The organism is Nocardia sp. TBRC8007 (assembly GCF_056629435.1).
This window is the reverse complement of record NZ_JBWSOR010000005.1, coordinates 125,123-150,151: the sequence shown is the minus strand read 5'-3', so window position 1 is coordinate 150,151 and position 25,029 is coordinate 125,123. Positions and strand designations below refer to the sequence as shown.

Annotated in this window: 26 protein-coding genes and 1 tRNA gene; 10 read left to right on the top strand and 17 right to left on the bottom strand. The window is 62.4% G+C overall.

All coding sequences use genetic code 11. The features are described 5' to 3' along the window. Nucleotides 1-21 precede the first annotated feature (21 nt). Nucleotides 22-1,458, bottom strand: a complete 1,437-nt coding sequence (locus ACX4ZE_RS07925; RefSeq protein ID WP_480272751.1) for a wax ester/triacylglycerol synthase domain-containing protein — start codon at nucleotides 1,456-1,458, stop codon at nucleotides 22-24. Between the two features lie 180 nt (nucleotides 1,459-1,638). Beyond that, nucleotides 1,639-1,848, bottom strand: a complete 210-nt coding sequence (locus ACX4ZE_RS07920) for a DUF397 domain-containing protein (RefSeq protein ID WP_480272661.1) — start codon at nucleotides 1,846-1,848, stop codon at nucleotides 1,639-1,641. A 421-nt stretch (nucleotides 1,849-2,269) separates the two neighbouring features. Between ACX4ZE_RS07920 and ACX4ZE_RS07915 the strand changes: the two genes are divergently transcribed. Genes ACX4ZE_RS07915 through ACX4ZE_RS07905 form a run of 3 tightly spaced genes read left to right on the top strand, consistent with a single transcriptional unit; the run spans nucleotide 2,270 to nucleotide 4,349 of the window. After that, complete coding sequence (locus ACX4ZE_RS07915) at nucleotides 2,270-2,752, top strand: DUF309 domain-containing protein (protein WP_480272660.1); 483 nt, start codon at nucleotides 2,270-2,272, stop codon at nucleotides 2,750-2,752. 55 nt (nucleotides 2,753-2,807) lie between these two features. Next, complete coding sequence (gene gluQRS, locus ACX4ZE_RS07910; protein WP_480272659.1) at nucleotides 2,808-3,725, top strand: tRNA glutamyl-Q(34) synthetase GluQRS; 918 nt, start codon at nucleotides 2,808-2,810, stop codon at nucleotides 3,723-3,725. A gap of 42 nt (nucleotides 3,726-3,767) precedes the next feature. After that, complete coding sequence (locus tag ACX4ZE_RS07905) at nucleotides 3,768-4,349, top strand: RDD family protein (protein ID WP_480272658.1); 582 nt, start codon at nucleotides 3,768-3,770, stop codon at nucleotides 4,347-4,349. Nucleotides 4,350-4,421: 72 nt separating this feature from the next. Here ACX4ZE_RS07905 and ACX4ZE_RS07900 read toward each other — a convergent pair whose 3' ends face one another. Beyond that, nucleotides 4,422-4,937, bottom strand: a complete 516-nt coding sequence (locus tag ACX4ZE_RS07900) for a DUF4190 domain-containing protein (protein ID WP_480272657.1) — start codon at nucleotides 4,935-4,937, stop codon at nucleotides 4,422-4,424. A 29-nt stretch (nucleotides 4,938-4,966) separates the two neighbouring features. Between ACX4ZE_RS07900 and ACX4ZE_RS07895 the strand changes: the two genes are divergently transcribed. Further along, the gene (locus ACX4ZE_RS07895; protein ID WP_480272656.1) at nucleotides 4,967-5,749 is read left to right on the top strand and encodes a queuosine precursor transporter; all 783 of its coding nucleotides are present in this window, start codon (nucleotides 4,967-4,969) and stop codon (nucleotides 5,747-5,749) included. 172 nt (nucleotides 5,750-5,921) lie between these two features. On the opposite strand, the gene tgt is transcribed toward ACX4ZE_RS07895, so the two are convergent. The 5 genes from tgt to ACX4ZE_RS07870 form a co-directional block, all read right to left on the bottom strand. Next, entirely contained in the window at nucleotides 5,922-7,157 is a 1,236-nt protein-coding gene (tgt, locus tag ACX4ZE_RS07890; RefSeq protein ID WP_480272655.1) for a tRNA guanosine(34) transglycosylase Tgt, read from the bottom strand. A gap of 65 nt (nucleotides 7,158-7,222) precedes the next feature. Next, on the bottom strand, nucleotides 7,223-9,136 hold the full coding sequence (locus tag ACX4ZE_RS07885) for an ABC transporter ATP-binding protein (RefSeq protein WP_480272654.1): 1,914 nt from the start codon (nucleotides 9,134-9,136) through the stop codon (nucleotides 7,223-7,225). Nucleotides 9,137-9,275: 139 nt separating this feature from the next. After that, nucleotides 9,276-11,009 carry an ABC transporter ATP-binding protein gene (locus ACX4ZE_RS07880; protein ID WP_480272653.1) on the bottom strand — a complete coding sequence of 578 codons (1,734 nt, stop codon included), beginning with the start codon at nucleotides 11,007-11,009 and terminating at the stop codon, nucleotides 9,276-9,278. Between the two features lie 87 nt (nucleotides 11,010-11,096). After that, nucleotides 11,097-11,600, bottom strand: a complete 504-nt coding sequence (locus ACX4ZE_RS07875; RefSeq protein ID WP_480272652.1) for an RrF2 family transcriptional regulator — start codon at nucleotides 11,598-11,600, stop codon at nucleotides 11,097-11,099. Between the two features lie 39 nt (nucleotides 11,601-11,639). Next, complete coding sequence (locus ACX4ZE_RS07870; protein WP_480272651.1) at nucleotides 11,640-12,233, bottom strand: TetR/AcrR family transcriptional regulator; 594 nt, start codon at nucleotides 12,231-12,233, stop codon at nucleotides 11,640-11,642. A 200-nt stretch (nucleotides 12,234-12,433) separates the two neighbouring features. Between ACX4ZE_RS07870 and ACX4ZE_RS07865 the strand changes: the two genes are divergently transcribed. Next, a complete protein-coding gene (locus ACX4ZE_RS07865) occupies nucleotides 12,434-14,728 on the top strand; it encodes an MMPL family transporter (RefSeq protein ID WP_480272650.1) in 2,295 nt (764 codons plus the stop codon). Nucleotides 14,729-14,813: 85 nt separating this feature from the next. Here ACX4ZE_RS07865 and ACX4ZE_RS07860 read toward each other — a convergent pair whose 3' ends face one another. After that, a complete protein-coding gene (locus ACX4ZE_RS07860) occupies nucleotides 14,814-15,062 on the bottom strand; it encodes a hypothetical protein (protein WP_480272649.1) in 249 nt (82 codons plus the stop codon). Between the two features lie 750 nt (nucleotides 15,063-15,812). Between ACX4ZE_RS07860 and ACX4ZE_RS07855 the strand changes: the two genes are divergently transcribed. The 3 genes from ACX4ZE_RS07855 (at nucleotide 15,813) to ACX4ZE_RS07845 (ending at nucleotide 17,494) form a co-directional block, all read left to right on the top strand. Beyond that, entirely contained in the window at nucleotides 15,813-16,520 is a 708-nt protein-coding gene (locus ACX4ZE_RS07855; RefSeq protein WP_480272648.1) for a RibD family protein, read from the top strand. Next, complete coding sequence (locus ACX4ZE_RS07850; protein WP_480272647.1) at nucleotides 16,517-16,972, top strand: deaminase; 456 nt, start codon at nucleotides 16,517-16,519, stop codon at nucleotides 16,970-16,972. The genes ACX4ZE_RS07855 and ACX4ZE_RS07850 overlap by 4 nt, the downstream gene beginning before the upstream one ends. A gap of 165 nt (nucleotides 16,973-17,137) precedes the next feature. Continuing rightward, complete coding sequence (locus ACX4ZE_RS07845; RefSeq protein WP_480272646.1) at nucleotides 17,138-17,494, top strand: hypothetical protein; 357 nt, start codon at nucleotides 17,138-17,140, stop codon at nucleotides 17,492-17,494. A gap of 137 nt (nucleotides 17,495-17,631) precedes the next feature. Here ACX4ZE_RS07845 and ACX4ZE_RS07840 read toward each other — a convergent pair whose 3' ends face one another. Both ACX4ZE_RS07840 and ACX4ZE_RS07835 read right to left on the bottom strand, forming a co-directional pair. After that, nucleotides 17,632-17,772: a hypothetical protein gene (locus ACX4ZE_RS07840; protein ID WP_480272645.1), complete on the bottom strand. Its 141-nt coding sequence runs from the start codon at nucleotides 17,770-17,772 to the stop codon at nucleotides 17,632-17,634. 363 nt (nucleotides 17,773-18,135) lie between these two features. Then, nucleotides 18,136-18,261 carry a hypothetical protein gene (locus tag ACX4ZE_RS07835; protein WP_480272644.1) on the bottom strand — a complete coding sequence of 42 codons (126 nt, stop codon included), beginning with the start codon at nucleotides 18,259-18,261 and terminating at the stop codon, nucleotides 18,136-18,138. Nucleotides 18,262-18,296: 35 nt separating this feature from the next. Here ACX4ZE_RS07835 and ACX4ZE_RS07830 point away from each other — a divergent pair, with 35 nt between their 5' ends. Beyond that, nucleotides 18,297-18,662 carry a site-specific integrase gene (locus ACX4ZE_RS07830; protein ID WP_480272643.1) on the top strand — a complete coding sequence of 122 codons (366 nt, stop codon included), beginning with the start codon at nucleotides 18,297-18,299 and terminating at the stop codon, nucleotides 18,660-18,662. Between the two features lie 58 nt (nucleotides 18,663-18,720). Here ACX4ZE_RS07830 and ACX4ZE_RS07825 read toward each other — a convergent pair. The 3 genes from ACX4ZE_RS07825 to ACX4ZE_RS07815 form a co-directional block, all read right to left on the bottom strand. Further along, nucleotides 18,721-18,811, bottom strand: a tRNA-Ser gene (locus ACX4ZE_RS07825). An 82-nt stretch (nucleotides 18,812-18,893) separates the two neighbouring features. Continuing rightward, nucleotides 18,894-19,328, bottom strand: coding sequence for a nucleoside deaminase (locus ACX4ZE_RS07820; protein WP_480272750.1), 435 nt, complete (start codon nucleotides 19,326-19,328; stop codon nucleotides 18,894-18,896). A gap of 58 nt (nucleotides 19,329-19,386) precedes the next feature. Further along, nucleotides 19,387-19,926 carry a tRNA adenosine deaminase-associated protein gene (locus ACX4ZE_RS07815; RefSeq protein ID WP_480272642.1) on the bottom strand — a complete coding sequence of 180 codons (540 nt, stop codon included), beginning with the start codon at nucleotides 19,924-19,926 and terminating at the stop codon, nucleotides 19,387-19,389. A gap of 55 nt (nucleotides 19,927-19,981) precedes the next feature. On the opposite strand from ACX4ZE_RS07815, the gene ACX4ZE_RS07810 reads away from it, so the two are divergent. Next, nucleotides 19,982-20,935, top strand: a complete 954-nt coding sequence (locus ACX4ZE_RS07810; RefSeq protein WP_480272749.1) for a prephenate dehydrogenase — start codon at nucleotides 19,982-19,984, stop codon at nucleotides 20,933-20,935. Nucleotides 20,936-20,944: 9 nt separating this feature from the next. Here ACX4ZE_RS07810 and ACX4ZE_RS07805 read toward each other — a convergent pair whose 3' ends face one another. The 3 genes from ACX4ZE_RS07805 to ACX4ZE_RS07795 all read right to left on the bottom strand — a co-directional run bounded on the left by ACX4ZE_RS07805 (nucleotide 20,945) and on the right by ACX4ZE_RS07795 (nucleotide 24,955). Beyond that, the gene (locus ACX4ZE_RS07805; RefSeq protein WP_480272641.1) at nucleotides 20,945-21,559 is read right to left on the bottom strand and encodes a putative glycolipid-binding domain-containing protein; all 615 of its coding nucleotides are present in this window, start codon (nucleotides 21,557-21,559) and stop codon (nucleotides 20,945-20,947) included. Nucleotides 21,560-21,669: 110 nt separating this feature from the next. Then, complete coding sequence (fadD32, locus tag ACX4ZE_RS07800) at nucleotides 21,670-23,598, bottom strand: long-chain-fatty-acid--AMP ligase FadD32 (protein WP_480272640.1); 1,929 nt, start codon at nucleotides 23,596-23,598, stop codon at nucleotides 21,670-21,672. A 106-nt stretch (nucleotides 23,599-23,704) separates the two neighbouring features. Further along, nucleotides 23,705-24,955 (bottom strand): KasA/KasB family beta-ketoacyl-ACP synthase, encoded by a 1,251-nt coding sequence (locus ACX4ZE_RS07795; RefSeq protein WP_480272639.1) that lies wholly within the window; start codon nucleotides 24,953-24,955, stop codon nucleotides 23,705-23,707. Between the last annotated feature and the right edge of the window lie 74 nt (nucleotides 24,956-25,029).

Sequence of the window (25,029 nt, the reverse complement as noted above, 5' to 3'; positions counted from 1 at the left end):
ACTTCGCCGAAGACTTGGGCATCACTGCGGCGGTCCCCCGCACGAGACCGGATCCGGCTTCGCGCGATGCGCATCATGCACGGCGGCCAGCGCGCGGCGGAGGTGATCGGTGTAGACATCGAGATCAGGCAGAACCGCCGGGTCGGCATGCAGAGATAGAGTGAGCGTGCCGCCGAGGCCGTGTACGCCGTGCGTGAGGTGCATGACCGAGCCCAGCGCCGGGAACCCAGCGGTGAACCGCACCGTCCCGCCGCCGAAAGCGAGATCAGCACGACCACGGTTGACACTGGAGACAACTGTATGGCCCGCGATCGAGTCGGGAACGGCATCGAGGGGATAGCGCTCGACATCGCGGCGCAACAGCGGAGCGGGCACGGTCGCGGTGACCCGACCCTGTGCCGACAGCAACGGGTGTTGTGCCCGCAAGCGGCGGTCGGCGAGCGCAGCGGCGATCTTGTCGGCCCGCAAGCGCAAGTCCGGTTCATCGATGAACAAGTCGACACTCAGACTTCGGTAGCTATTGCGCGGGTGGACGCCATGTCCGGTGGGCTGCTCCGACAGAGCCATCGGTACCTGAGCGCCGAGGCGCGGCACCGACTCACCCCGGTCATCCAGATAGCGGGCGAGCGCCAGCGACACTGCGGTCAGAACCACCACTGTGACGGTGCGACCGGGCACCCGCAAGTCCGCGGACCCCCACACCAGCATCCGCACCTCGTGTCCTGAGGGCGGTTCTGCCACAGGTCTGTTCACCAGACACGGCGAAAATCCTGGTCCAGGTGGCGGTAACCGGCCTTTCGCGGTCAGCTGCGTGAGTTGCCGCTGCGCTCGCATGGCTTGATACCCACGCAGCACAGTTGTCACCACCCGAATCGGCAGGCGCAGCAACCCCACCGCTATACGTACTTCACGCTCGTAGGCAACCAGCGCCGATAGCGACGGCATCTTCCTTGCTCGGCGCGGGCCCCGAAGCACAGAATCCTCGCCAGCCGTATCGGACTCGCTGAACAGCGCACGTCCGATTGCCGAGGCCCGCCGCCCATCGGCCAGCGCATGCGATAGTTGTAGGACTGCCACCAGCGCGGGCCCATCGCCTGGTCCCGGTGCGTCGAGGATTCCGCGGAACACATGCAATCGCCATGGGCGTATGGCGGCGTCGACCCCGGTACCCAGCAGTTCGCCGACCGCATCCAGCAGATGTGCCCAATTAGGTTCAGCCAGTTGATGTTCCATGAATTGCTCGACGGAGAATTCGCAGTATGCCCAGGCTGGATAATCGATATCCGCAGGCAGTTCGCGAAGGCGGATCCGCAGGTCGGGGATACGCGCACTGCGTTCGGCGACCACGGTGATCAGTTCCTCGGTGGACTGTCCGCGATCAGTGAAGCAATACAGCAGAAATAAGTCATTGCGTGTGCGTCCGGATAGCCAGTACATGGTTGCATCCTGCGGTGCCATCGCGCTCACGAGTAGCACGATATCCACTCCGGTGCCAGCACTCCAGACAAAGCAGGGACAAATACATATGATCCTGTTGCGTAATTCGCCGAGAAACCCCCATCGACCCAGAAAGCGCGAAGGCCCCGAGTCCGTGTGACTCGGGGCCTGTCCACCCTGTTCAGGTGACTCCGGAACAGTTCATCCGCGCTGGAACTCTCCCGTCGAGACCCCTGTTAGAAATGCATCCCACTCGCCCGGCGCGAAGGCCAAGATCGGGCCACGTCCGTTGTCCTTGGTATCACGAACGGCCACGTTGCCGTCGACGAGAAAGGCGACCTCCACGCAATTCCCGTCCGGGCCGCTATATGTGCTCTTACGCCACACAGCGTCCGTCAGATCAGCTTCCACCGCACTAGCTCCTTTGCTGCGTCGAGAGCGAGATTTCTCCTGACATCGTTCCAGCTAGCTCAGCACTCGGCCGGAAGACCGAATACCGCAGTGCGCCTGCCGGTAGCGCGCACTTTCCCGGTGCGTGGATATCGCACAGCGGGCTCGAGAGGAAATTAACCTCGCGCGGGGCTTGTCCCCGCGCGCAACACTAGCAGGTTCATCGAAAGTTTGCTCATCTCTTACCTATTCAACTAGAGAAATCGGACATGATCGCAAAGCACAAGGGTTGCGGGAACATTGCCATCTAGTGACATTCATTCTGCGCACTGGCGTACCACACTCGGTTCGGCGGATGTGATTGCACCGTTATCGGCAGCTAATTCACCATGGGCACAGACTGCGGCGACAGCGCCGAGCCGGGCGGTGCATCATGGAAACCATGGTCGAACGCGATCGCGACGACGCAGGTAGCGCCCGTAACTCCCGTCCACGTGACCGTCTCGGTCGTCCATTGCCACCTGGCAGTACCGGGGTTGCCCGAATTCCGGACGACCTCGAGCTGTCACCCGAGCAGACCCTGACCTTCGCTCAACAACTGCTGAACGAAGGCCTGGCATTCAATGCGCATGAGGTATTGGAAGCCGCGTGGAAGAACGGGCCGTTCGCCGAACGGATGCTGTGGCAGGCTCTCGCACAGTTCGCTGTCGGTATCACCCACATACAACGCGGAAATCCCAAGGGCGCGAGGACACTGCTCGACCGCGCGGTGGTCCGCTTGACCGCCTATCAACCTGAAGACGACCGAATGCCCTACGGTATCGACCGTGCCGGACTGATCACGCACGCCGAATCACTGCTCTCCATCTTGACGGCAGGCGGTGAACCGTCCACCACCGACCTTCAGCCGCGGCTACGCCACTGATCACGTGCCCATACCATGAATACTGTGTATACCTCACCGCTCACCGGTCTGGCCCATGACTGAGATAGGCGCGGGCCGGTACGCACCGAGCCCGTCTGGCGATCTGCACCTGGGTAACCTCCGCACCGCACTGCTCGCGTGGGCATTCGCCCGATCCACCGGCAGGCGGTTCCTGCTCAGGGTCGAGGATCTGGACCGGGTTCGCGTCGGCGCGGAACGCAGGCAATTGGACGATCTCTCCGCGATCGGCGTCGACTGGGACGGACCCGTGGTACGCCAGTCCGAACGGCTGCCGATATACCGAGCAGCTATCGAACGCCTTACCGCTGCCGGACTCACTTACGAGTGTTATTGCACCCGAAGAGAGATCCAGCAGGCAGCGACAGCGCCGCATGGCCCGATGGGCTCCTATCCCGGCACGTGCCGGGCACTGACATCGACGGCACGCGCCCAGCGGCGCGCTGAGGGGCGCCCTGCGGCGCTACGCCTGCGTGCGGCGATCACCGAATTCGACATAGACGATAGCCTGCACGGCAACTACCGCGGCCCGGTCGATGATGTGGTGCTGCGCCGCGCCGACGGCATCCCGGCCTACAATCTCGCGGTCGTAGTGGATGACGCGGTGCAGGGTATCGATCAGGTAGTGCGCGGCGACGACCTGTTGCCCTCGACTCCCCGGCAGGCTTACCTCGCGACCCTGCTCGGCCTTTCGGTACCGCACTATGCTCATGTACCACTGGTACTCAACGCGGCTGGGCGGCGGTTGGCCAAACGGGATGGCGCGGTGACGCTCGCCGACCGAATCGCACTCGGCGAGACTCCCGATGATGTCATCGCGACACTGGCTGCTTCGCTAGGCTATAACGCGACGTCGTCGGCTGAGCTACTCGCGCAGTTCGACGCGCGGCGGCTGCTTCGCGAACCGTGGGTGCTCGATGTGAATGGACTGTTGCAATGCAACCAATGTCCGTAACGTACGTATTGTCCACTACTGATCAATCGACGAGGACACACTATGACAAGCGGTGGGTACGACCCCAACCAGTATCCCCAGGGCGGGCAACCGTACGGGCAACAGCCTCAGTACGGGCAGCCCCAATACGGGCAGCAGCCCCAATACGGGCAAGATCCCTATGGTCAGTACCCACAGCAGCCCGGGTTCGGCAGCCACAACAGCCAGGCAGGTGACCTCGGCACCCGCATCGGCGCTCGTGTCATCGACTGGCTTGTGCTGTTCGTCCCCTACATCATCCTCTCCGCTCTGGTGCGAGACTCCTTCTTCCTGGCCCTCGGACTCGGCGTGCTCTGGACCGCGATGCTGCTCGGTTATTTCGTCGGCATGGAAACCTCGCAGGGCACCACGATCGGTAAGAGGCTCCTCGGCTTGAAGGTGGTCGCTCCCGGCGGCGCCGCCAAGATCGATCCGGTCACCTCGCTGAAACGCAATCTGTTCCTCGCCGCGAGCATTATTCCGTGCATCGGCGGCCTCATAACGCTGGGCCTGGCGATCTACATCGCGGTCACCATATCGCAGGACCCGAACAAGCAGGGTTGGCACGACAAGTTCGCCGGCGGCACCCAGGTGGTCAAGGCCTGACCCGCGCAAGAGTACGAAACAAACAGGGGCGCAACCATCTCGGGTACGCCCCTGTTTGTTTTCCGGCTAGCGCTACGAATTCATCATCCCCAGGCTGAACGTGATGACAATCCAGAGGATGCCGACCGCTATCGTGCCGAGACCGATCCAGATGCCTGCCAATGCCATGCCACGCCCCTCCTGGCCGGACTGCTTGACTTGGTTCAGAGCGATCGCACCGAGAATGGCGCCGATGATCGAGCCGATCCCACAGGTGACAAAGCCGGACAACGACACGATCAGCGCGGCGATCGACATCCCATTGGTACCGCGCACCGGCGCCCCATGAGGTTGCGCCCCGTAGGGTTGATAGGGACTTTGGTAGCCATAGTTCGGCTGTGGATAAGGTGATGCGGGCGGCGGATAGGACGGCTGCTGTGGTGGCATCATCGGCGGTGGCTGCATCGGATACTGTGACGCCGGCGGGTAATCGGAAGGCTGCTCAGGACTCGGGTACTGCGGGACCGGACTCTGCCCTCCGGTGTCCGGCGACACGCCTCGGTCGCCGGACTGCTTCCACCACTCGTCGGAATCACCAGGATTCGTCATTGTTACAGCGTATTCCACTACCTGGTTGGATGATGCGGGTGAGTAAGTCGAAAGCCACTGCAGAACACCTGGAGTCTGGGCGCCCCGCGCTGGAACATGCGGCATTTGCCCAGATAGCGCGGGGCTACTATGTGCCGATCGTGGCCTTGTTCACCACGACCCTGATCATCTCCAATATCTGCGCGACCAAGGGAGTGGAGATCCTCGGCGACCGCTCGCTGTCGCTCGGGCCGCTTCAGATCCTGCCCATCGCCACCGACGGAGCCTTCTTCCTGTTTCCCTTGGCCTACATCCTCGGCGACGTGCTCAGCGAGGTGTACGGTTTCCGTGCCACTCGGCGCGCCATCTACTACGGCTTCGGCGCACTGCTGCTGACAGTCGTGTGCTTCACTATCGCAATCCAACTGCCCGCCGCAGGCTTCTACGACAACCAGGAGGCTTTCCGCACCGTCCTCGGGACGACACCGCGGCTCGTTGTCGCCGGTCTGGTCGGATACTTCGTCGGCCAACTGCTGAATTCCGTCACATTGGTGTTGATCAAGGAGCGGACAAAAGAAAAACACCTGTGGGCCAGACTGATCGGATCGACTGTCGTCGGCGAATTCGCCGACACCCTGCTGTTCTGCTCGATTGCCGCAGGCGCGATCGGCATCGATACCTGGCAGCAGTTTGTGAACTTCGTAGTCGTCGGATTCATCTGGAAAACTCTCTGTGAGATACTCGTACTACCGATCACCTACCGGGTAATCGCGTTCATAAAGAAGCACGAAACCACCTACGCTCCGACGAAGACCGATCCCCTGCACGCTTGAGCGCCGACGCCGAAACAGCGCGGGCCCGCGAGCCAGGAGTCGTACACCCCGAACCGGGCGAAGCTGCCAATCGAGTTCGCGACCCGCGCAATCGGTTCCACCCGACCCGTCCACCATCCACTGTGCTCGCTGAATACTCACGGCAGCAGCGCGGCAGGCACTGTATGGCGCATCAGCTCCGTGCCTGCCAGCGACCAAGTGTCCGCGCCTTGTACTCATCGAAGTATCCACCATCGATGCTCTGCCGGATGCGGTCGACCATTCGCACCGTGAAGCGTTCGTTATGGATCGTGCACAAGGTAGCCGCGAGCATCTCTTTGGCCTTGAACAGATGATGTATGTAGGCGCGGGTGTAGTTGGCGCAGGTGTAGCAGTCACAAGACTCGTCGATCGGAGTGAAGTCACGGCGGAAGCGCCTGGTGTCGATATTGAATCGACCGGTCTCGACGTAGATCGCGGCGTTGCGCGCCACCCGCGAAGGGTTCACACAGTCGAAGGTATCCGCACCGTTCTCGATGGCAGTGAAGATGTCCTCCGGCTCGCTGATACCGAGCATGTGCCGTGGCTTGTCCTCAGGCAATTCGTCGCAGCACCAGCCGACGATAGTGCCTAGACTATGCTTCTCCAGCGCACCGCCGATGCCGTAACCGTCGAAACTTGTTCCCGTGTTTCCTCGAATGGACTCCAGCCCGCGGCAGGCCTTGCGACGCAAGTCCTCGTATTGCGCGCCTTGGATGACTGCGAACAGCGCCTGATACGGACGATGGGTGCGCGCGACAGTCAACCGCTCGTGCTCATCGATGCAGCGCTGCGCCCACTCATGCGTGCGCTGTACCGATTTCTCCTGATAAGCACGGGTGTTGAGCAGTGTGGTCAGCTCGTCGAAGGTAAACATGATGTCGGCACCTAGCTGATGCTGGATACCCATGGACACCTCGGGAGTGAACCGGTGCTTGGAACCATTCAGGTGCGAGCGGAAAGTGACGCCGTCGTCATCGACAGTAGCCAGTCGTTCTTTGCCCTTGGCGATCACATCGTCCCTGCGGACATCGACCGCTTCCATCGCGAGCACTTTCTTGAACCCGACGCCCAGCGACATCACCTGAAATCCCCCGCTGTCGGTGAAGGTGGGCCCAGACCAGTTCATAAAAGCGCCGAGCCCACCCGCTTCGTCCACAATGTCGGCGCCCGGCTGCAGATAGAGGTGGTAGGCATTGGCCAACAGCGCCTGGGCGCCGAGGTCCCGCATGGTTTCCGGCAGTACCGCCTTGACTGTCGCCTTGGTGCCAACCGGGATAAAAGCCGGCGTGGCGATCGCACCGTGCGGCGTGGCGATCACTCCGGAGCGGCCGTGCCGTCCATCCAGGCGAGTACCGATGGTGAAGGAGAATGATTCAGGACCGGACACCCCGCTATCCTCGCAGTCCGTCGGATGTCTTCCGCAGCAGGCCACCGATGCGTCCGCCGAGCGGTTCACGCAGTAGCGGCGGCCGCCGCGAACTGAGCGTTGTACAAGCGGTAATACGCTCCTCGCTCCGCGAGCAACCGCTCATGTGTGCCGTGCTCCACAATCCGGCCTGCCTCCATGACAACGATGAGGTCCGCGTCGCGAATGGTGGACAGCCGGTGCGCGATGACGAAGCTGGTCCGATCCTTGCGTAACTCGGCGGTGGCGTGCTGCACCAGCAGTTCGGTGCGGGTGTCCACCGAACTGGTCGCCTCGTCCAGGATGAGGATCGACGGCTTGGCCAGGAACGCGCGGGCAATGGTGATCAGCTGCTTTTCCCCCGCGCTGACACCGGAGCCCTCCTCGTCGATGATCGTGTCGTAGCCATCGGGCAGCGCGTGTACGAAGCGATCCACATACGCGGCACGGGCCGCGGCAAGGATCTCTTCCTCGCTCGCAAGCGGATTGCCGTACGCGATGTTCTCCCGGATAGTGCCACGGAACAGCCACGTGTCCTGCAACACCATGCCGATTCGAGAGCGCAGGTGGCCTCTGGTGACCTGGGTGATATCGACCCCATCGATAGTGATGGTTCCCGCGTTCAGCTCATAGAATCGCATGAGCAGATTCACCAACGTGGTTTTGCCCGCGCCGGTCGGGCCCACAATAGCGACCACATGGCCGGGCTCGGCGGCCAGCGACAACCGCTCGATCACCGGCTTGTCCGGTTCATAGCGGAACGAAACAGCCTCGAACTCCACCCGGCCACGGTCGACCGGACGAGTAGTAGCCATCTCCGGGTCCCGGCTTTGTTCCTCAGCATCGAGGATCTCGAAGATCCGCTCGGCCGAGGCGACTCCGGACTGCAGCAGGTTGACCATCGCGCCGATCTGGGTCAGTGGCTGGCTGAACTGCCGAGAATACTGGATAAACGCTTGTACCTCGCCCAGAGAGAGGGAGCCTGTCGCCACTTTGAGACCACCGATCAGCGCAACCAGCACGAAGTTCACATTCCCGAGAAACATGACCGTCGGCATGATCAGGCCGGAGATGAACTGCGCCCGGAAGCTGGCTTGATACAGCTGCTCGTTGCGCTTGTCGAACTCCTTGCCGACCTCACGATTGCGGCCGAATGCGGTGACCACCTCATGGCCGGTGTAGGCTTCCTCGACCTGGGCGTTGACCAGGCCGGTGTACTTCCACTGATCGACGAAGTGCGGCTTGGAGCGTTTCGCGATCTGCGCGGTGACCACAATGGCAGCCGGCACGGTAAGCAGCGTGATCACCGCGAGCAACCACGAGATCCAAAACATCATGGCCAGGATGCCCAGTACTGAGAACACCGACATGATCAGCTGGTTCATGGTCTGCTGCAGACTCTGCGACACATTGTCCACATCGTTGGTCACCCGGCTGAGCACATCACCACGCGGGGCGGAGTCGAAGTAACGCAGCGGAAGCCGATGGATCTTGTCCTCGATGTCACTACGCAACCGCTTGACCGTGCGGTTGATCACGATATTGAGCAGATATCCCTGCAGCCAGCTGAACACAGAAGCTCCGAGATAGAGCACGAGTACCAGGATGAGAACCCGACCGACTGCCCCGAAGTCCACACCGACGCCAGGTACTATGTCCATGGCTCTGAGCATGTCGGCGACCGTGTTGTCGCCCCTCGACTGCAGCTCCGCTATCGCCTGATCCTTGGTAAGCCCCGAAGGCAGCTGCTTGCCGACCACGCCGTCGAAGACCAGGTTCGTCGCCTTACCGAGCAGATAGGGACCAAATATGTTCGATACCACTGCGGCGATCGCCAACGCGACGATCACACCTACGTAGAACCGCTCAGGCGCAAGTCTGCGCAGCAGACGTTTCAGGGAGGGGCCGAACGATTTCGCTTTGCTGTCCGGCGCACCGGAGGTTGGCATTCCCGGTCTCATCGCGCTTCCCGCATCCTGCGGGACACCCGCACCCGACCAGCGCGACAAGGCGCTACGCCATGATCCCTCATCGCGCCTACGGTAATCTGCAGGACACCCGCACCCGACCGGCGCGACAAGGCCGCTACGCCATGATCCCTCATCGCGCCTCCTCGGCACTCAGCTGTGATTCGACGATTTCCCGGTACTCCGCGCACTCTCGCAGCAGCTGGTCATGGGTGCCGACACCGGCCATCGCACCATCTTCCAGCACGACGATCTGGTTGGCATCGCGGATGGTAGTGATACGCTGCGCCACGATGAGCACCGAGGCGTCGGCGGTCTCCGACTTCAGCGCCGCCCGAAGCCTGGCGTCGGTCTCGACATCGAGTGCGGAGAACGAGTCATCGAACAGGTACACCCGTGGTTTCTTCACCAGCGCTCGCGCGATGGCCAGACGCTGACGTTGACCGCCGGAGACCGTCGTGCCACCTTGAGCGACCGGAGTGTCCAGCCCCTCCGGCATGTCCCGGACGAAATCAGCGGCCTGCGCGATCTCCAGCGCGTGCCATAGCTCCTCGTCGGTGGCGTCTGGATTGCCGTAGCGCAGATTGCCTGCGACCGTCCCGGAGAACAGATATGCCTTCTGAGGCACGAGGCCGATCTGCGCACGCAACGACTCCAGGTCGATATGGCGCACGTCGGTGCCGCCAACGTAGACCGCGCCGTCGGTGACGTCCATCAATCGAGGGATGAGATTGATCAATGTGGTTTTACCTACGCCGGTGGCACCGACGATCGCGGTGGTGGTGCCGGGACGCATCTGGAACCAGATGGCCTGCAATACCGGCTGCTCCGCCCCTGGGAAGGCGAACTCGGCGAACTTGATATCCACCACAGCCGGGTCATCAGTGAACGACTGCGGCAGTCGCGGTGGGTGGACCGAGGACTCGGTGGCGAGCACTTCGCTGATCCGGTCGGCGGAAACCGCGGCCCGCGGCGCCATCATGGCCAGGAACGAGGCCATCATCACGGCCATCAGGATCTGCATGATGTAGGACAGCATCGCGGTGAGCGAGCCGATCTGCATGTTCCCCGCGTCGATCTCATGCCCACCGAACCAGATCACCGCGACAGCGGTGACATTGCTGATCAGCATGACCGTCGGAAACATCAGTGCCATCAATCGGCCCACCCGCAGCGCGGTATCGGTGAGCTCAGAGTTGGCCAGACCGAAACGCCAGATCTCCTGGCGCTCTCGAACAAATGCCCGGACCACTCGAATGCCAGTGATCTGCTCTCGCAGCACCCGGTTCACCTCGTCGATCCTGGTCTGCATCGCGCGAAAACCCGGTACCATCTTGGTGATCAACAACCCCATGGACAGACCGAGCGCGGGCACCGCGATAAGCAGCAGCCAGGACAGACCGAAATCCTCCCGCAACGCCATGATGATCCCACCGACGCACATCACAGGCGCCATCACCAATATGGTGGCCGACATCACAATAAGTAGCTGTACCTGCTGGACATCATTGGTGTTGCGAGTGATCAGCGACGGTGCGCCGAACATCCCCATCTCACGTGCGGAGAAGGTGCCCACCTGGTGCAATAACGCGCCGCGTAGATCCCGGCCCGCACCCATCGCCGCCTGCGCGCCGAGGTAGACCGCAGCGACCGAGGCGACGATCTGCACCCCGGTGATAGCAAGCATCCATAATCCGGTGCTCCAGATATAGCCGAGATCCCCCTTGGCGACGCCGTTGTCGATCAAGTCCGCGTTGCGGCTCGGCAGGTTCAGCATCGCGATAACGGAAACCAGCTGAAACGCAACGACCCCTACCAGTTGAGCACGGTACGGCGATAGGTACGTGCGAAGCAATCCGATCAGCATAATGAATCGCAGGCTACCGGTAATCAGTGGGATACGTCGTAGAGATTCCCGACCAACAGCAACACCCTCTCAACAGGACACATGACATTATCTCCTGGCCCATGCGTCCGGATTCTCGGTGAGCTCCTCCAGGAAACCGGGCAGCTGCCCGCGAGCGATGTCCTCGATGGTCACGTTCTCCAGTATCGCTCGGATATTGACCCGCAGTGCGATCCACACCCGCTGCAACGATTCGGCCGAACCGCAGTAACGCACATCCTCCGGCCGCGCACCGCGCACCGATGCGAGCGGGCCCTCCAGCGCGCGGATCACATCCGCGATGGATATCTCGGCCGCAGGCCTGGCCAGCCAGTACCCGCCAACCGGCCCACGTCTGCTGATCACCAGGTCGGCACGGCGCAGCTCACCGAGCACGGATTCGAGCACTTTAGGCGGAATCTGCTGCGCGGTAGCGATAGCCTCGGCTTTCACCACAGGAGCAGCGGGCAGCACCGACCCACCGAACCCAGCCGTAGCATTGTGCAGACGCGGAGCACTGGCGATCTCGAGCAGCGTCCGCACCGCGTAATCGATTTTCGCGGTGATGTGCACAGCGGCAACTCCCTGGCGTCGGCGGTGGGTAGCTCGAATCTACGCGGTGGCGCAGGCGATGAGCACACACGTCGCCGCGTCCAACAGCAATGATTCCACCAGCGCGTCATCCGCGTTCGGCGCCAGTTCCTTGGACATCAGCGCGACCCCGATCACCTCGAGCGCCGCACTGGCGCGCAGCTGGTCCGCCGCGGTGGCATCCGGTCCGGCGAGCCATTCCCGTAGCACCTGAGTTTCGCTCATCATATCCGGACAGCGGTCGGCCATCGCATTGACGATCGCCACCGTGTCACGCATTACGAGTACTCCGGCGTCACGGTGTTGGAGCAGACCGCGCAGATAGGTTCGCAGGACTCGGCGGATGCCATCCGGGCCATACGGAACGTGATCGAGATCGTCGACCACCGCCCGCATGTTATCGACAACCGGATCCATGATCGCCAGCAGCAGATCGAGTTTGGATGCGTAATGATAGTAGAGCGATGCCTTTGTGATTCCCACCGCATCCGCGACTTCACGCAGACTCGTCTGTTCGAACCCCTTGGCCGCGAACAATTTCACCGCCGCATCGCGAATCGCGATTTTAGTGTCTCCACCTGCGACAACGATATCTGGTGCGTCCCGGACATTCATCGGGTGATCCTCTCATTACATACTCGCTCGGCGAATATCACCCACAGAGTCGAGGTTGAACCTCCGCTTAGCTACTGGGTAGTCTACCTACCGCACGGTAGGCAGAGAGTGTCAGTGGAGGCGGGCACGCAGGATGCCCGCAAGTGCTGTCTACACGCAGACCCGGCACAGTCCCAGTTACCGCTAGGAGTTGACCACTCGTGTCCGTTTACCTGTATAGATGGGGGAAGTTCGCCTTCCGCCGCAAATGGATAGTCCTCCCGGCCTGGCTCGCCTTACTGGTGCTCCTCGTCGGCTTGGGCGCGGTATTCGGCAAATCGACCACCGACGATTTCAGCATGCCGAACCTGCCCGCAGACCGCGCCAACGAAATCCTCGACAAGCGCTTTCCCGGTGCCTCCGCTGCCTTCAAACCCAACGCGGTCACCGGTACCTATGTCATTGGCGCGCCCGAAGGGCAGCGGCTGACCGACCCGGCGAACCGGGTGGCGCTGGACGCGTTCATCGCCGAGCTCGGCGGGCTGAACATAATCGATCACAGCAAGCCGATCGTCAACCCGGTCGACGCCACTGAGAAGATGGGCTGCCTGGACAATCCCGACCCGGCGAAATGCAGCGGCGCGCCACTGAACGTGCTCAGCGAGACCGCGCCGAACACAGTGGCGGTGCTCAGTGTCCCGTTCACGATCGAGAAGATCGCCGATGTGACCGACGAGAATCGGGCGGCGGTGCAGACGGTAGCGAACGATGCGCGTAATGCCGGGCTCACGGTAGAGATCAGCGGCTCGATCATGCAGAAGCCGGAGACTCCGAGCGGCAGGTCCGAAGCGATCGGCTCCGCGGTTGCGCTGGTCGTGATGATCGTGGCGTTCGGCGCGCTCATCGCCGCATTCGTGCCACTCGTCACCGCACTCGTCGGCGTAGGCGCGGCCCTCTCGCTGATCACGCTCGGCACCTCGGTGATCGAGGTTCCCAGCTTCACCACATTCCTCGCCTTGATGATCGGCATCGCGCTGTCCATCGACTACGCGCTGTTCATCGTGTCCAGATACAAACACGAGCTGGCGGTACGGGATTCACCAGAGGAAGCCGCGGGCACCGCGCTCGGCACCGCCGGATCCGCAGTGGTATTCGCCGGCCTGACGGTCATTATCGCGCTGGCGGGTCTGAGCATCGTCGGCGTCCAGTTCATGACCTTCATGGGCCTGGGTGGCGCGATCGCCACCGGTTTCGCCGTGCTCACCGCGATCACACTCATGCCGGCGATCTTGGGTGCGTTCGGTCGCACCCTGTTCAAGCCGAAGTTGCCACTGGTGGCCCAGCACGACCCCGAGGACGATACCGCGGTCACCAACGGCATGCGCTTCGGACGGCTGATCGGCAGGGCTCCCGGCGTTGCGCTGGCGCTGAGCGTCGCGGTGCTCGGCGCGCTCGCCTTACCTGCGACGGGCTTGAATCTCGGCCTGCCCGGTGAAGACAGCATGCCGAAGACCTCGACCATCCGTAAGGCATACGAGCTGCGGACCCAAGGCTTCGGCGAAGGCAGCAACGGCGTGCTGAATGTGGCTGCCGATCTAGGCAATGTGCCCGCCGAGCAGCGCGAGGCCGCAGTCGAGGCGCTGCGCGCCAAGCTCACTTCCTATCCCGATATGGACTACGTGACCGCGCCACAATGGAGCGAAGACGGACAGGGCGTGCTGCTCAACGGTGTGCCGAAGTCGGGACCCAATAACCAGGACACCAAAGACCTGGTGCGGGAGGCCAGGCAGGCCGAGGGTGAGCTGAAGGCCGAATACGGTATGGAGTACGGCATCACCGGCACCACGGCGGTATACGCCGATATGGACCATGTGCTGCTCAGCAAAATCGTGCCCTATCTGGCGATCGTGGCGGGTGCGGCATTCGTCCTGCTGATCCTGGTGTTCCGGTCGATCCTGGTGCCGCTCACCGCGGCGCTAGGGTTCCTGTTGTCGGTGGCCGCGACCTTCGGTGCGACCGTACTGATCTTCCAGGAGGGCAAGCTCGGCCTGGTCGACGATCCGCATCCGCTGGTCAGCTTCATGCCGATCATGCTGATCGGGCTGGTGTTCGGTCTCGCGATGGACTATCAGGTCTTCCTGGTGACCCGCATCCGCGAAGAGTTCGTGCACGGCAAGTCCGCCAAAGACTCGATGGTCTCCGGCTATCACCACGGTGCACGCGTGGTGACCTCGGCGGCGATCATCATGATCTCGGTGTTCGGCTCGTTCATGCTGGAAAATGACGTGACAACGAAGTCGTTCGGCTTCGCACTGGCTGTAGGCGTGCTGCTGGACGCGTTCATCGTCCGCATGGTGCTGATGCCCGCACTTCTGGTGTTGATGGGCAAGTGGTCGTGGTGGATGCCGAAGTGGCTCGACCGAATCCTGCCCGAAATCGACATCGAAGGTGCGAAGCTGCACGAGCTGCGGCAGCGTGCGACCGAGACCGGGAAGGAGCCGGTCGGCGTCAGCTGATCCGATGACTATCGCTCGGTCCCGCCCCCATAACTCGGGTGCGGGGCCGAGTCGTTTCTACCGAGATCTTTTCCGCCAAAGCGTTTTACTGGCTCGGCTGCGGGAGTTGACAGGAGCCGACTTTCGGATTCATACCCACATAGTTGAGCGGGCCCGCGAGTGTTGTCACGGCGATCGTGGCCCAACGAGCGCAGTCGTCCGGGGGAACGCTGTCGAAATAGTTTCGCTGACCGGCTGCGAGCAGCCCGATGGCCAGCCAGATCAGCAGCAGTAGCCCGAACAGCCGGGAGACCGTGCCACGCCTGGCCCACACACGAGATTGATGGTCGCGCATCTTCGGTTCCTTCCATGCTTTCCGTGCACAGGAGATACCCGGAATATCGGCAGATACCCGGAATATCGGCCGGTACCTCCATACATTCGCCCGACGCGCATCCGAAAATAATTGAAATACTTGAGATTCACATCCTCCTGGATCACTCCGCTCACTTGGCTCGATCCTGCGAGGGTCGGGCGAACGAAACACCCACTCAACCGGCCACCATCCCTACTGTGCTACGAGCTTGGTTGTGGCACAGTGCAATCCGAAATCTTGGGATCCACGCCCAGGTAATTGAGTGGACCCGCTATAACAGTGACGGCGACGGTGGCAAAACCAGCGCAGTTCACCGGACTGCTGTCGAAGTAGTCGCGTTGCGCTGCGGCTACCATGCCGACCAGTAACCAGACCAAGACAATTACATTTCTGATTTCAGTATCCCTCTCTCACGCGGACTGCGTGACAGCGCATCTGGCAATGCGCCCTCACCGCGCTTTCCATATCGGGCCTGTACCCCGATCCCACCGAATACCCATCGCTACTGGTGACCGTGACAGGCTCCGGAATCCGCATGCCGTATCACGGCAGCGACACAAGGAAGCCAACCGCGGTATCGAGGCAGACAGATCCCGGTTTATCCAGCTATTACGCTGAGCAGCTGAGTAAACGACACCCTCGACCAGCTGCTCCCGGTCGGCGCGGGTGCTGATGAAACCGATCAGGTCTGGATACGTAGCCAGGCCCGGCTCTGAAGAGGTGGTCCTCATGTCACTCACTCGTCCCATCATGGTCCGCCCATACGTACTCTTGTCGGTCGCGGTCAGCATCGACGGCTACATCGACGACACCAGCCCGCAACGACTGCTGCTGTCCAACACCGAGGACTTCGACCGCGTCGACCGAATTCGCACCGACTCCGACGCTATCTTGATCGGCGCGACGACCATCCGCAACGACAACCCCCGTCTGATCGTGAAAAGCCGAACCCGGCAACAGGAACGCGTTGCTGCTGGACGCACCGCACAGCCACTGAAGGTGACCGTCACCGCCAGTGGCAACCTCGACCCGGACGCCGAATTCTGGCACCACGGCACCGCCGAGCACCGACCCGTCGTCTACACAACAACGGCAGGGGCGGCGAAAGCAAGCGAACGACTCAGCGACCTGGCCGAGGTTGTAGCGCTGGGCGAAACAGTCGATTTCGGCGCTCTGCTCGATGACCTCGGCGACCGCGGTGTCCAACGCCTCATGGTCGAAGGTGGCAGCCACCTGCACACCGCGTTCTTGTCGGCCGAACTCGCCGACGAGCTTCAGCTCGCGATCGGCCCGAACCTGGTCGGCGACTCCAGCGCCCCGCGATTGCTGAACCCCGCACGATTTCCTGGCGGTCCGACCCGCAGAATGAAACTGGTCGAGGTCACCCAACTCGGCGACGTCGCCGTGTTGCGCTACCACCCGAAGGAGAGCCAGTGACCGAACCAGGCCACCATCACTGGATGACGCGCGCCATCGAACTGGCTGGACGGTGCCCCACCGTAGCGGGCGCATTCTCCGTGGGCGCGGTGCTCGTGGCCGATGGACAGCAAATCGCGACCGGCTACTCCCGCGAGACCGAACCCAAGGCGCACGCCGAGGAAGTCGCCCTCGGCAAACTCGGCGCGAACGATACCCGGCTGCGCCGGGCAACGCTCTACAGCACCCTCGAGCCCTGCTCCCAGCGCGCGACCACCGCCCGTCTGCCATGCACCGACCGCATCCTCGCCGCCGACATTCCGGTTGTGGTAATCGCGTGGCGCGAACCATCGACCTTCGTCGCCAACTGCGTCGGAGTGGAGAAGCTGCGACAGCACGGCATCGAGGTGATCGAACTCCCTGAACTCGCCGAGGCCGCGAAAGCGATGAATAACCACCTGGATCTGTCCTGATAGCCGACACATCGCACCGGCGCGCGCAGGTTATCGGAATGCCCCCACATCACCCTGCTTCGTCGCAGCGAATCCGGGATTTCTCCTTGACTGGTTCCGTGAGGGTGCTTGCGGAGTTTGGCAACAGCGGCGATACCATCACCGCCTATCCCGGAGGAGGCTGCCGTGTCTGATCCAACCAGCACCGAACTCATCGAGTCGGTTGTCCAAGCTGGACGGGATTGGACACTAGGCATCAGCCAAGCCGACCAAGGGCATTTGCTCGTCAGCTCGCGTGGTGACCGCAAACTGGAGCGCCCGATCGAAATCCTCTTCACCGCACAGGAACTCCACACCTACTACCGCCAAATCGCTGACGAAGCAGAGCGTGGGGTAGCCCCGGAACCACCCTGGGAGTGGTGGATGACACTGATGTCAACCCACTTGATGGAGGCCGTACACGAAACAGACCGTCGCAATGAGCCGTGCGTAATCATGGTTATAGAAACCGGTTTCGCAGCAACTCCAGCGACGCAAGCCTAAGTTTGATCGTCAACTCAGTTGGTTTGGACGCCCTCGATTGTGGCAGCACCTTGTTCAGGCGGCCGGGGCCATCAACCGGGCAGCGTCACCACAGCATTGAGGTAGGCGCCCAATGCCCGGCCAAAGTTTACTGGGCCTCATATAAGAATTTTGATCTTCTGTGGATAATGCCCGAGATCAGGCTGGGGGTTGCCGAAGCCTGGGTCGAGCAGATGCCGTAACTGTTCGGCCATGACCTGGTTTGCCGCCTTGACCATCGTCGCCCGGCGCCTCAGCATCGACGTGACCATCATCCCAGCCTCGAGCACTGCGGCGGAGCCGTCCTCAAAGACCCACACCCAATGGCCGGCCTACACGTCGATCTCTCACGGAGCATGAATCGCTGGCGCTGACCGTAGTTCAGCCGAATTCTCCTTCCATGCCGACCGGATAGATTGAGCCGGCATCGGACTTGCCAGCTCAATCCATCTAGCCCACCCCAAGACACAGCGTTCACCTCTGCGGGTACCGTAGCATTCCTGTTGGACCAGAAACGCTGAGTCAGAACAGGATCGAGCGCGAAGGTAGGTGCCGCGAATACGATTCTCACCGCTGATAATATCCATCGGCTCACCGAAGAGTCCGGCCCTGAACGCCGCGCGCTAGTATTCAGCCAAGCCTACTGTGATACCGGCTGGGGTGAAGCGGTCGCGCTGCACCGCCACAATATCGACTTTCTCCGCCGCCTGACCGTGGCCGATAATGCTGTGCAGTTCGGCGTCGAACACGCAGTCGACAGACCAAGAACCGCAAGGTTCGCGCGGTGCCGGTTCCGCAATTCGTCCTAGACAAACTGTCGGTGAGGTGCACGGGCCGCAACCACGATGCGCTGGTGTTCGGCGATGGCGTGAACTACCTGCCCCAACCGAAGTCATCGGGCAGATGGTTCGCTGGAGCGGTGAAACGGGCGAAGGTCCACAAGATCACGCCGCACGACCTCCGACACACCTGCACCTCACTTGCGGCGTCGGCCAACATGGACGTGCTCGCGCCAACTCGGATGCTTGGTCATGCCGACGCCAGCGTCATACTACGGGTGTGCTCGGACCTGTTCGACAGTGACCTAGACCGGGCTGCCGCGGCGATTCACGCGGCGTACAGTCTGCCGAGTGTGGGCAAGAGCGCCTGACTCGGCGTGACATCGGAAACGAAGAAGCCCTCTGCCTCGGGAAACAGGAAGAGGGCTATGGCGGTGGCGGAGGGATTTGAACCCTCGGAGGGGGGTTACCCCTCACACGCTTTCGAGGCGTGCTCCTTAGGCCGCTCGGACACGCCACCGCCGACAACCATACCGGACCGGCGTCGGATAGCTAAATCACCAGGTCCACCGTGGTAATCACAGGGCCTCGGTGACCACAGATCAACGTTGGGCACGGAAGAATTCGTCGAGCAGCGCCGCGCATTCGGTTTCCAGCACTCCGCCGCGCACTTCGGGCCGGTGGTTGAGCCGACGGTCGCGAACCACATCCCAGAGCGAGCCGACAGCGCCGGTCTTCGGCTCCCACGCGCCGAAGATCAACCGACTCACTCTGGCGAGCACCAGCGCGCCCGCACACATGGTGCACGGTTCCAGCGTGACAGCGAGGGTAGTGCCCTCCAACCGCCACCCGTCACCATGGACAGCTGCGGCACGACGCAGTGCCAGGATCTCCGCATGCGCGGTCGGGTCGCCGAGCGCTTCTCGCGCGTTCGCCGCGCGCGCCAGCTCCCTTCCGGCGGCGTCGAACACCACTGCCCCGACGGGCACGTCTCCCGCCCTGACAGTCGCCGCGGTGACCAGGGCGGCACGCACCATATCCACATTCGAGATACCGGCTGCGGCGCGGGACGGTCCGTCCGACAGAATTCCCACGTCAGCGCGGCAGCTTGTCCAGCACCGCGGAGAGTTCGTCGGTGAAGCCGAGCCGCTGGGCGATCATGCCGAGTTGCTCGTCCGGATAGAGATCTGTCTCGGCGAGAATGACACTCAGCACCGGTTCGGGCAGGCCGAGATCTGCGAGCACGCCGAGGTCGCCCTCTTCCCAGGGCTCGACATTGTCGAGTTCGTCTGGGTCGATGTCCGGGATGTCGATATTCAGGGTGTCGAGCACGTCCGCGGCAATGTCGTAGTCGATCGCGGCCGTCGCGTCCGAGACCAACATCCGGGTTCCACTCGGTGCGGGCCGGAGCACGATGAAGAACTCGTCATCGATGTCGAGCAATCCGAACACAGCACCAGAGCTGCGCAGAGCCTTCAGTTCGTTTTCCGCGGCGGACAAATCGGTAAGCGCAGCCCGGCTCAGCGGACTGCATCGCCATTTGCCACTCTCGCGGACAACCGCCACTGCGAACCCCTCTACGTCATCGTAATCGGCCGACGCCGCCCCATTAGTGCCCGAGCGCTGTGCTGCCATGGCCGCAACGGTAGTCGGCTCGAACGGAAATGTTGAAGTCGTATGCCAATCTGTTCTGGTGACTTCGGCGAAAAAAGCGCCCGTGTGTGTGCTCGGCACTGGATTAATCGGGGGATCGTTGCTGCGTGCAGCCGTCGCCGCGGGTTACGCGGGGTGGGGGTACAACCGCACCCCTGCCGGTGCGCGGGCCGCACGCGCCGACGGATTCGACGTCACCGAGGACCTGCCCGCCGCACTGCGCCGGGCCGCGGAAACCGACGCGCTGGTCGTTATCGCGGTACCGATGCCCGCAGTGGACCGTATGCTCTCTGCGATCGCGACCTTCGCGCCGCATTGCGTGCTCACCGATGTAGTGAGTGTGAAAGGGCCAGTTGCCGCGGCGGTGCGCGAACACGATCTCACCGACCGGTACGTCGGCGGCCATCCGATGGCAGGAACGTCCGAATCCGGATGGACTGCTACCGATCCCGGCCTGTTCCACGACGCGGTGTGGGCCGTCGGGGTGGATGAGGGAGTCGGGGCCGACCCGTGGACGCGAGTAGTGCGGCTGGCTCTTGCTTGCGGATCGGTGGTTGTTCCGGTGGTGGCGGCCGAGCATGATCGGGCTGTCGCCCGCATCTCCCACCTACCACATGTCCTCGCTGAGGCACTGGCACTGGCAGGCGCCACGGGCGGTGACCTCGCGCTGGGCTTGGCCGCCGGATCGTTTCGCGACGGCACCCGCGTCGCAGGCACCGCACCGGATCTGGTTCGCGCGATCTGCGAACCCAATTCCGGCGCATTATTGGAGGTGCTGGACGAAACCCTCCGTGTGCTATACACCACACGCGACCAGCTGCGTGCGGAGAATTCACTCGCGGACCTGACCGAGACGGGGCACCATGCGCGACTGCGTTATGAATCAGCCCGGCGCTGGGAGATCACCGGCATTCACCCAGGCGACCACAATTGGTTAGAGAGCTTACGGGCGGCAGGCGCTCGCGGCGGGGTACTCACTCAGCTGGGTTGAACCGCACGTTCAGATCCGCTGGGCCAAGCCTGGGTAGTCCAAGAGGAAACCGTCCGCGTCCACCGTAACGGTCGCGCTGGAGACCGGGGACAACACACTGATGCCGTCGACAGCGCTGCTGTAGATTAGTGTGGCCTCTTGGACGAGTAGATCGGGCAGTCGAACATAGACTACGGGGAGTTGAATCTCCTCGGCCGCATGTTGCAGGTCGTAGCGGCGGATCGGCAGAGTGTTGAAGAATGGGCTGAGCACCACGTCCACATCGAGCGCGCCGGCGAAAGTGGAACGGACATGACTGCCACCCGCGTCGATGAGCCAGTAGTTCTCTTCGTCACGAGCGATCGAGGCCTGCCGTTCCCCCGCGGTGGTCGTGGCCCGCAACGAGAGCCGTTTCGTAGCGCCGTTCTCGTCGGTTACCAGGTCATATGAGGCGCTGAACGCCGAATGCTCCGCGCACTCGCCACCGATCATGCGCCCAGTGGCGCGGATACGGTTTCCGGCGAGCGTCACCCGTACCGACTCCATCCGCGATGCGTCATGGGCACGCCACGTGAGGACCGCAGGCCAGCGGGATCCTCGCGGAATCCTGCCGGGGCTCTCGAGATCGGAGGCTGGGGTTATCACACACCTACCGTAAGCGAAGTTCAGAACTGACTTACACAGCCACAGCGTAATGAACGCCACCCAGCGCACTGCGCACCTGCTGAAGCGGCCTATATAGCAGTGCGGGGTGTTCAGCCGGTCACCGCGGACTCCGATTCCCATCCCTGCGGGGCATCCGGAAATGATTGCTGCTGATAGCCGCCACGCAACGTGCCCGCCAAATAGGCCGCCCGGCAAGCGCGACGAGCGATCTTGCCGCTGGAGGTGCGCGGGATCGAGCCTGCGGGCACCAACAACACATCACGCACCATGACCCCGTGACGCTGGGCGATCGCGGTACGCACAGAGTCGACAACCGGCTGGGACTCCAGCTTGCCCGCGCCGGTATTGCGTTCGGCGACGATCACGAGCTGCTCGGAGGTGTTCTCGGCATCGAATGTCAGGCCGAAACGACTGCTCTGCTCGAAGACCACCTCGGGCAGTTCGTTGGCAGGCACAGAGAACGCGGCGACGAAACCGGGCCGCAGCGCCGTGCTGGATTCCTGTGCGGAGAACTCCAGGTCCGGTGGGTAGTGGTTGCGGCCATCCACAATGATGAGGTCCTTGACCCGGCCGATGATGTACAGTTCGCCGTCGAGATAGGCCCCGTAATCACCGGTGCGCATCCAGTGGGCATTCGTCGGCGTGCCCTCCGCATGGCTGCCTTCTGGTTGCCGTGCGATCAGTGCGGCGCGGAAAGTGGCGTCGGTCTCCTCGGGACGGGACCAGTATCCGGTGCCCATGTTCGCACCGTGTAGCCAGATCTCGCCGACTTCGCCGTCGCGCCGCTCGGTGCCGTGCTCCTGATCGACGATCGCCGCCCATTGTGACAACGCGACATAACCACAGGACACCTGCGCGACAGCGTTCTCGGCATCTGGCGCTACCGGGACCATGCGTCCTAGGTTCAGCTCGGCACGATCGACATAGATCACCTTCGCCTTGTCCTGCGACCTGGTCGCCGACACGAACAACGTCGCCTCCGCCATGCCGTAGCAGGGCTTGATCGCTGTTTCCGGCAGCCCATAGGGCCCGAAAGCGTCGTTGAACTTCTTCATCGACGACACCGAGACCGGCTCGCTACCGTTGATCAACCCGATCACATTGGATAGATCCAATTCCTCGCCCGGTCTCGGCTTACCTCGCACCGCAGCATGCTCGAACGCGAAATTGGGCGCGGCTGCGAAAGTTCCCGCACCATCGGAGGCCGCGGCCAGCTCCTTGATCCAACGATAAGGACGCCGTACGAACGCACTCGGCGACATGATCGTGATGAAACCGCCCCCAATGGTCGGCAGGATCACACTCAACAAGCCCATATCATGGAACAACGGCAACCAGGTAACCCCGCGGGAATGCTCGGTAACACCGATAGCGTCGATCATCTGCAACAGGTTCGTGCCCACCGCACGGTGCGTGATCTCCACCCCGACCGGCGTTCGGGTAGATCCCGAAGTGTACTGCAGGTAGGCGACGCTGTCGGTATCGATGTCCGGTCGCGCCCAGGACGCGCCGACGGTGTCCGGAATCGCCTCCACCGCGATGACGCGCGGGCGCTGCGCTGCGGGCAGGTGTCGGAAAAATTTCCGCACGCCGTTAGCAGCGGAGCTGACCGTGAGAATCGCAGCGGGCGTACAGTCGCCGAGCACCGCACGCAACCGGTCGGTGTGACCTTGCTCCTCCGGATCGAACAGCGGGACAGCGGTGCTGCCCGCATACACCGCAGCGAAGAGCGAGACGACGTAGCCGAGACCCTGCGGAGCGAGAATCGCCACCCGGTCACCCGGCTCGGTTACCTGCTGCAGCCGAGCCGCCACCGCACGCAACCGCACACCGAACTGCTGCCAGGTGAGCTCATAGTGCTCCCCATCGCGTTCGCGCGAGTAGTCGATGTAGCGGTACGCGAGACCCTCGCCGTTCTCCACACTGTGCTTATCGACGAAGTCGATCAGGGTCTTGTTCCCCGGGATCGTGATATTGCCCTGATCGTCCAGGTAGTCGTCGAAGGTTTCGTCGATCATCGCCCTATCCTTTTCCAGCGCACAGCCACACGGGCCGTGCAATGACACCGAACACAGGTCGATAGCGAAGCGTCGGAAAGCTAGAAGGTATCCCAGCCCACTGCGGTCAATATCGGCCGAAAGCGAGCGAGACATTATGCCCGCCGAAGCCGAAGGAGTTGCTCACGGCATAGTCGATGCGCCCTGGCCTGGGTTGGCCGTGCACAACATCCAAATCGATCTCAGGGTCTTGATTCTCCAGGTTCAGCGTAGGCGGCACAATATCGTCACGCAGGCTGAGCACCGTGATCACCGATTCGAGCGCCCCAACCGCGCCGACAGAGTGACCAAGGGCCGATTTCGGCGCGTACACCGACGCATGGGTACCGATGGCCGCGGTAATCGCATACGCCTCTGCCGTGTCGCCGATCGGAGTTCCGGTAGCGTGCGCGTTGACATGCGTGATGTCGTCCTTGGCCAGACCGGCGGTCTGCAGGGAGCGCGTTATCGCACGCGCCGCACCTGTGCCCTCTGGATCGGGCGCGACGAGGTGGAAACCGTCGGAAGTGACTCCTGCGCCGAGCAGACGTGCGTGGATGGTCGCGCCGCGTGCCTTCGCGTGCTCCTCTGTCTCGATCACCATCATCGCGCCCGCCTCGCCGAAAACAAAGCCGTCGCGATCGATATCGAACGGCCGCGAGGCGCGCTTCGGCGCATCGTTACGAGTACTCATAGCACGCATCATCGTGAATGCCGCGATCGCGAGGGCCTGGATCGAACCCTCCACGCCACCGGTGACCACGATGTCGGCGTCCTCCATGACAATCATCTTCCACGCGTTGGCGATCGCTTCCGCTCCTGACGAGCAGGCCGACACCGTCGTCAGCGCGCCTGCCCGCGCATCGAGTTCCAAGGCAGCGCATGCCGCTGCCCCATTCGGCATCGTCGCTTGCACGGAATACGGCGAAACCTTGCGATAACCGCCATTGGCCAGTTTGTCCCGCGCATCGATGACTGCGTCGGCGCCGCCGAGTCCAGTGCCGAGAGATACTCCGAGCCGGTGCTTGTCTACCACTGGACTGCCCGCATTGCGCCAGACTTCACGAGCGAGCACGATGGCCATCTGCTCCACGTAGGACAACCCGCGGCTCTCCTCTTTGGTGAGATACGAGGAGGGTGCGAACTTCAAGTGGCCGCCGATCTGCACCGGCAACTCGAACTGGCCGACAAAGTCGTCCTCCAGGGCAGCGATACCGCTCTCACCATTGAGCAGTCCCTTCCACATGGAGTCCACGTCGCCAGCGATGGATGTGGTCGCCGCGAGGCTGCTGACCACGACAGAGGGGAATTCTCCGTTCCTTATGAAGGGAGTCTGCATGATCGCTCACTTTCTTGGCTTCGCTGCTGGGAACTTGTCGAGCTACTGGAAACTTGTCGAACAGAAAGCGCATG

Excerpts from the sequence above, each read along its gene's own strand:
- ACX4ZE_RS07860 (WP_480272649.1), bottom strand. The coding sequence starts at position 15,062 with ATGCGCGACCATCAATCTCGTGTGTGGGCCAGGCGTGGCACGGTCTCC.
- ACX4ZE_RS07915 (WP_480272660.1), top strand. The coding sequence starts at position 2,270 with ATGGTCGAACGCGATCGCGACGACGCAGGTAGCGCCCGTAACTCCCGT.
- ACX4ZE_RS07815 (WP_480272642.1), bottom strand. The coding sequence starts at position 19,926 with ATGGCAGCACAGCGCTCGGGCACTAATGGGGCGGCGTCGGCCGATTAC.
- ACX4ZE_RS07895 (WP_480272656.1), top strand. The coding sequence starts at position 4,967 with ATGATGCGGGTGAGTAAGTCGAAAGCCACTGCAGAACACCTGGAGTCT.
- ACX4ZE_RS07795 (WP_480272639.1), bottom strand. The coding sequence starts at position 24,955 with ATGCAGACTCCCTTCATAAGGAACGGAGAATTCCCCTCTGTCGTGGTC.
- ACX4ZE_RS07855 (WP_480272648.1), top strand. The coding sequence starts at position 15,813 with ATGTCACTCACTCGTCCCATCATGGTCCGCCCATACGTACTCTTGTCG.
- ACX4ZE_RS07905 (WP_480272658.1), top strand. The coding sequence starts at position 3,768 with ATGACAAGCGGTGGGTACGACCCCAACCAGTATCCCCAGGGCGGGCAA.
- gluQRS (WP_480272659.1), top strand. The coding sequence starts at position 2,808 with ATGACTGAGATAGGCGCGGGCCGGTACGCACCGAGCCCGTCTGGCGAT.
- ACX4ZE_RS07925 (WP_480272751.1), bottom strand. The coding sequence starts at position 1,458 with ATGGCACCGCAGGATGCAACCATGTACTGGCTATCCGGACGCACACGC.
- ACX4ZE_RS07900 (WP_480272657.1), bottom strand. The coding sequence starts at position 4,937 with ATGACGAATCCTGGTGATTCCGACGAGTGGTGGAAGCAGTCCGGCGAC.
- ACX4ZE_RS07840 (WP_480272645.1), bottom strand. The coding sequence starts at position 17,772 with ATGCTGAGGCGCCGGGCGACGATGGTCAAGGCGGCAAACCAGGTCATG.
- ACX4ZE_RS07870 (WP_480272651.1), bottom strand. The coding sequence starts at position 12,233 with ATGAATGTCCGGGACGCACCAGATATCGTTGTCGCAGGTGGAGACACT.
- ACX4ZE_RS07885 (WP_480272654.1), bottom strand. The coding sequence starts at position 9,136 with ATGAGACCGGGAATGCCAACCTCCGGTGCGCCGGACAGCAAAGCGAAA.
- ACX4ZE_RS07820 (WP_480272750.1), bottom strand. The coding sequence starts at position 19,328 with ATGGTGCGTGCCGCCCTGGTCACCGCGGCGACTGTCAGGGCGGGAGAC.
- fadD32 (WP_480272640.1), bottom strand. The coding sequence starts at position 23,598 with ATGATCGACGAAACCTTCGACGACTACCTGGACGATCAGGGCAATATC.
- ACX4ZE_RS07880 (WP_480272653.1), bottom strand. The coding sequence starts at position 11,009 with ATGCTGATCGGATTGCTTCGCACGTACCTATCGCCGTACCGTGCTCAA.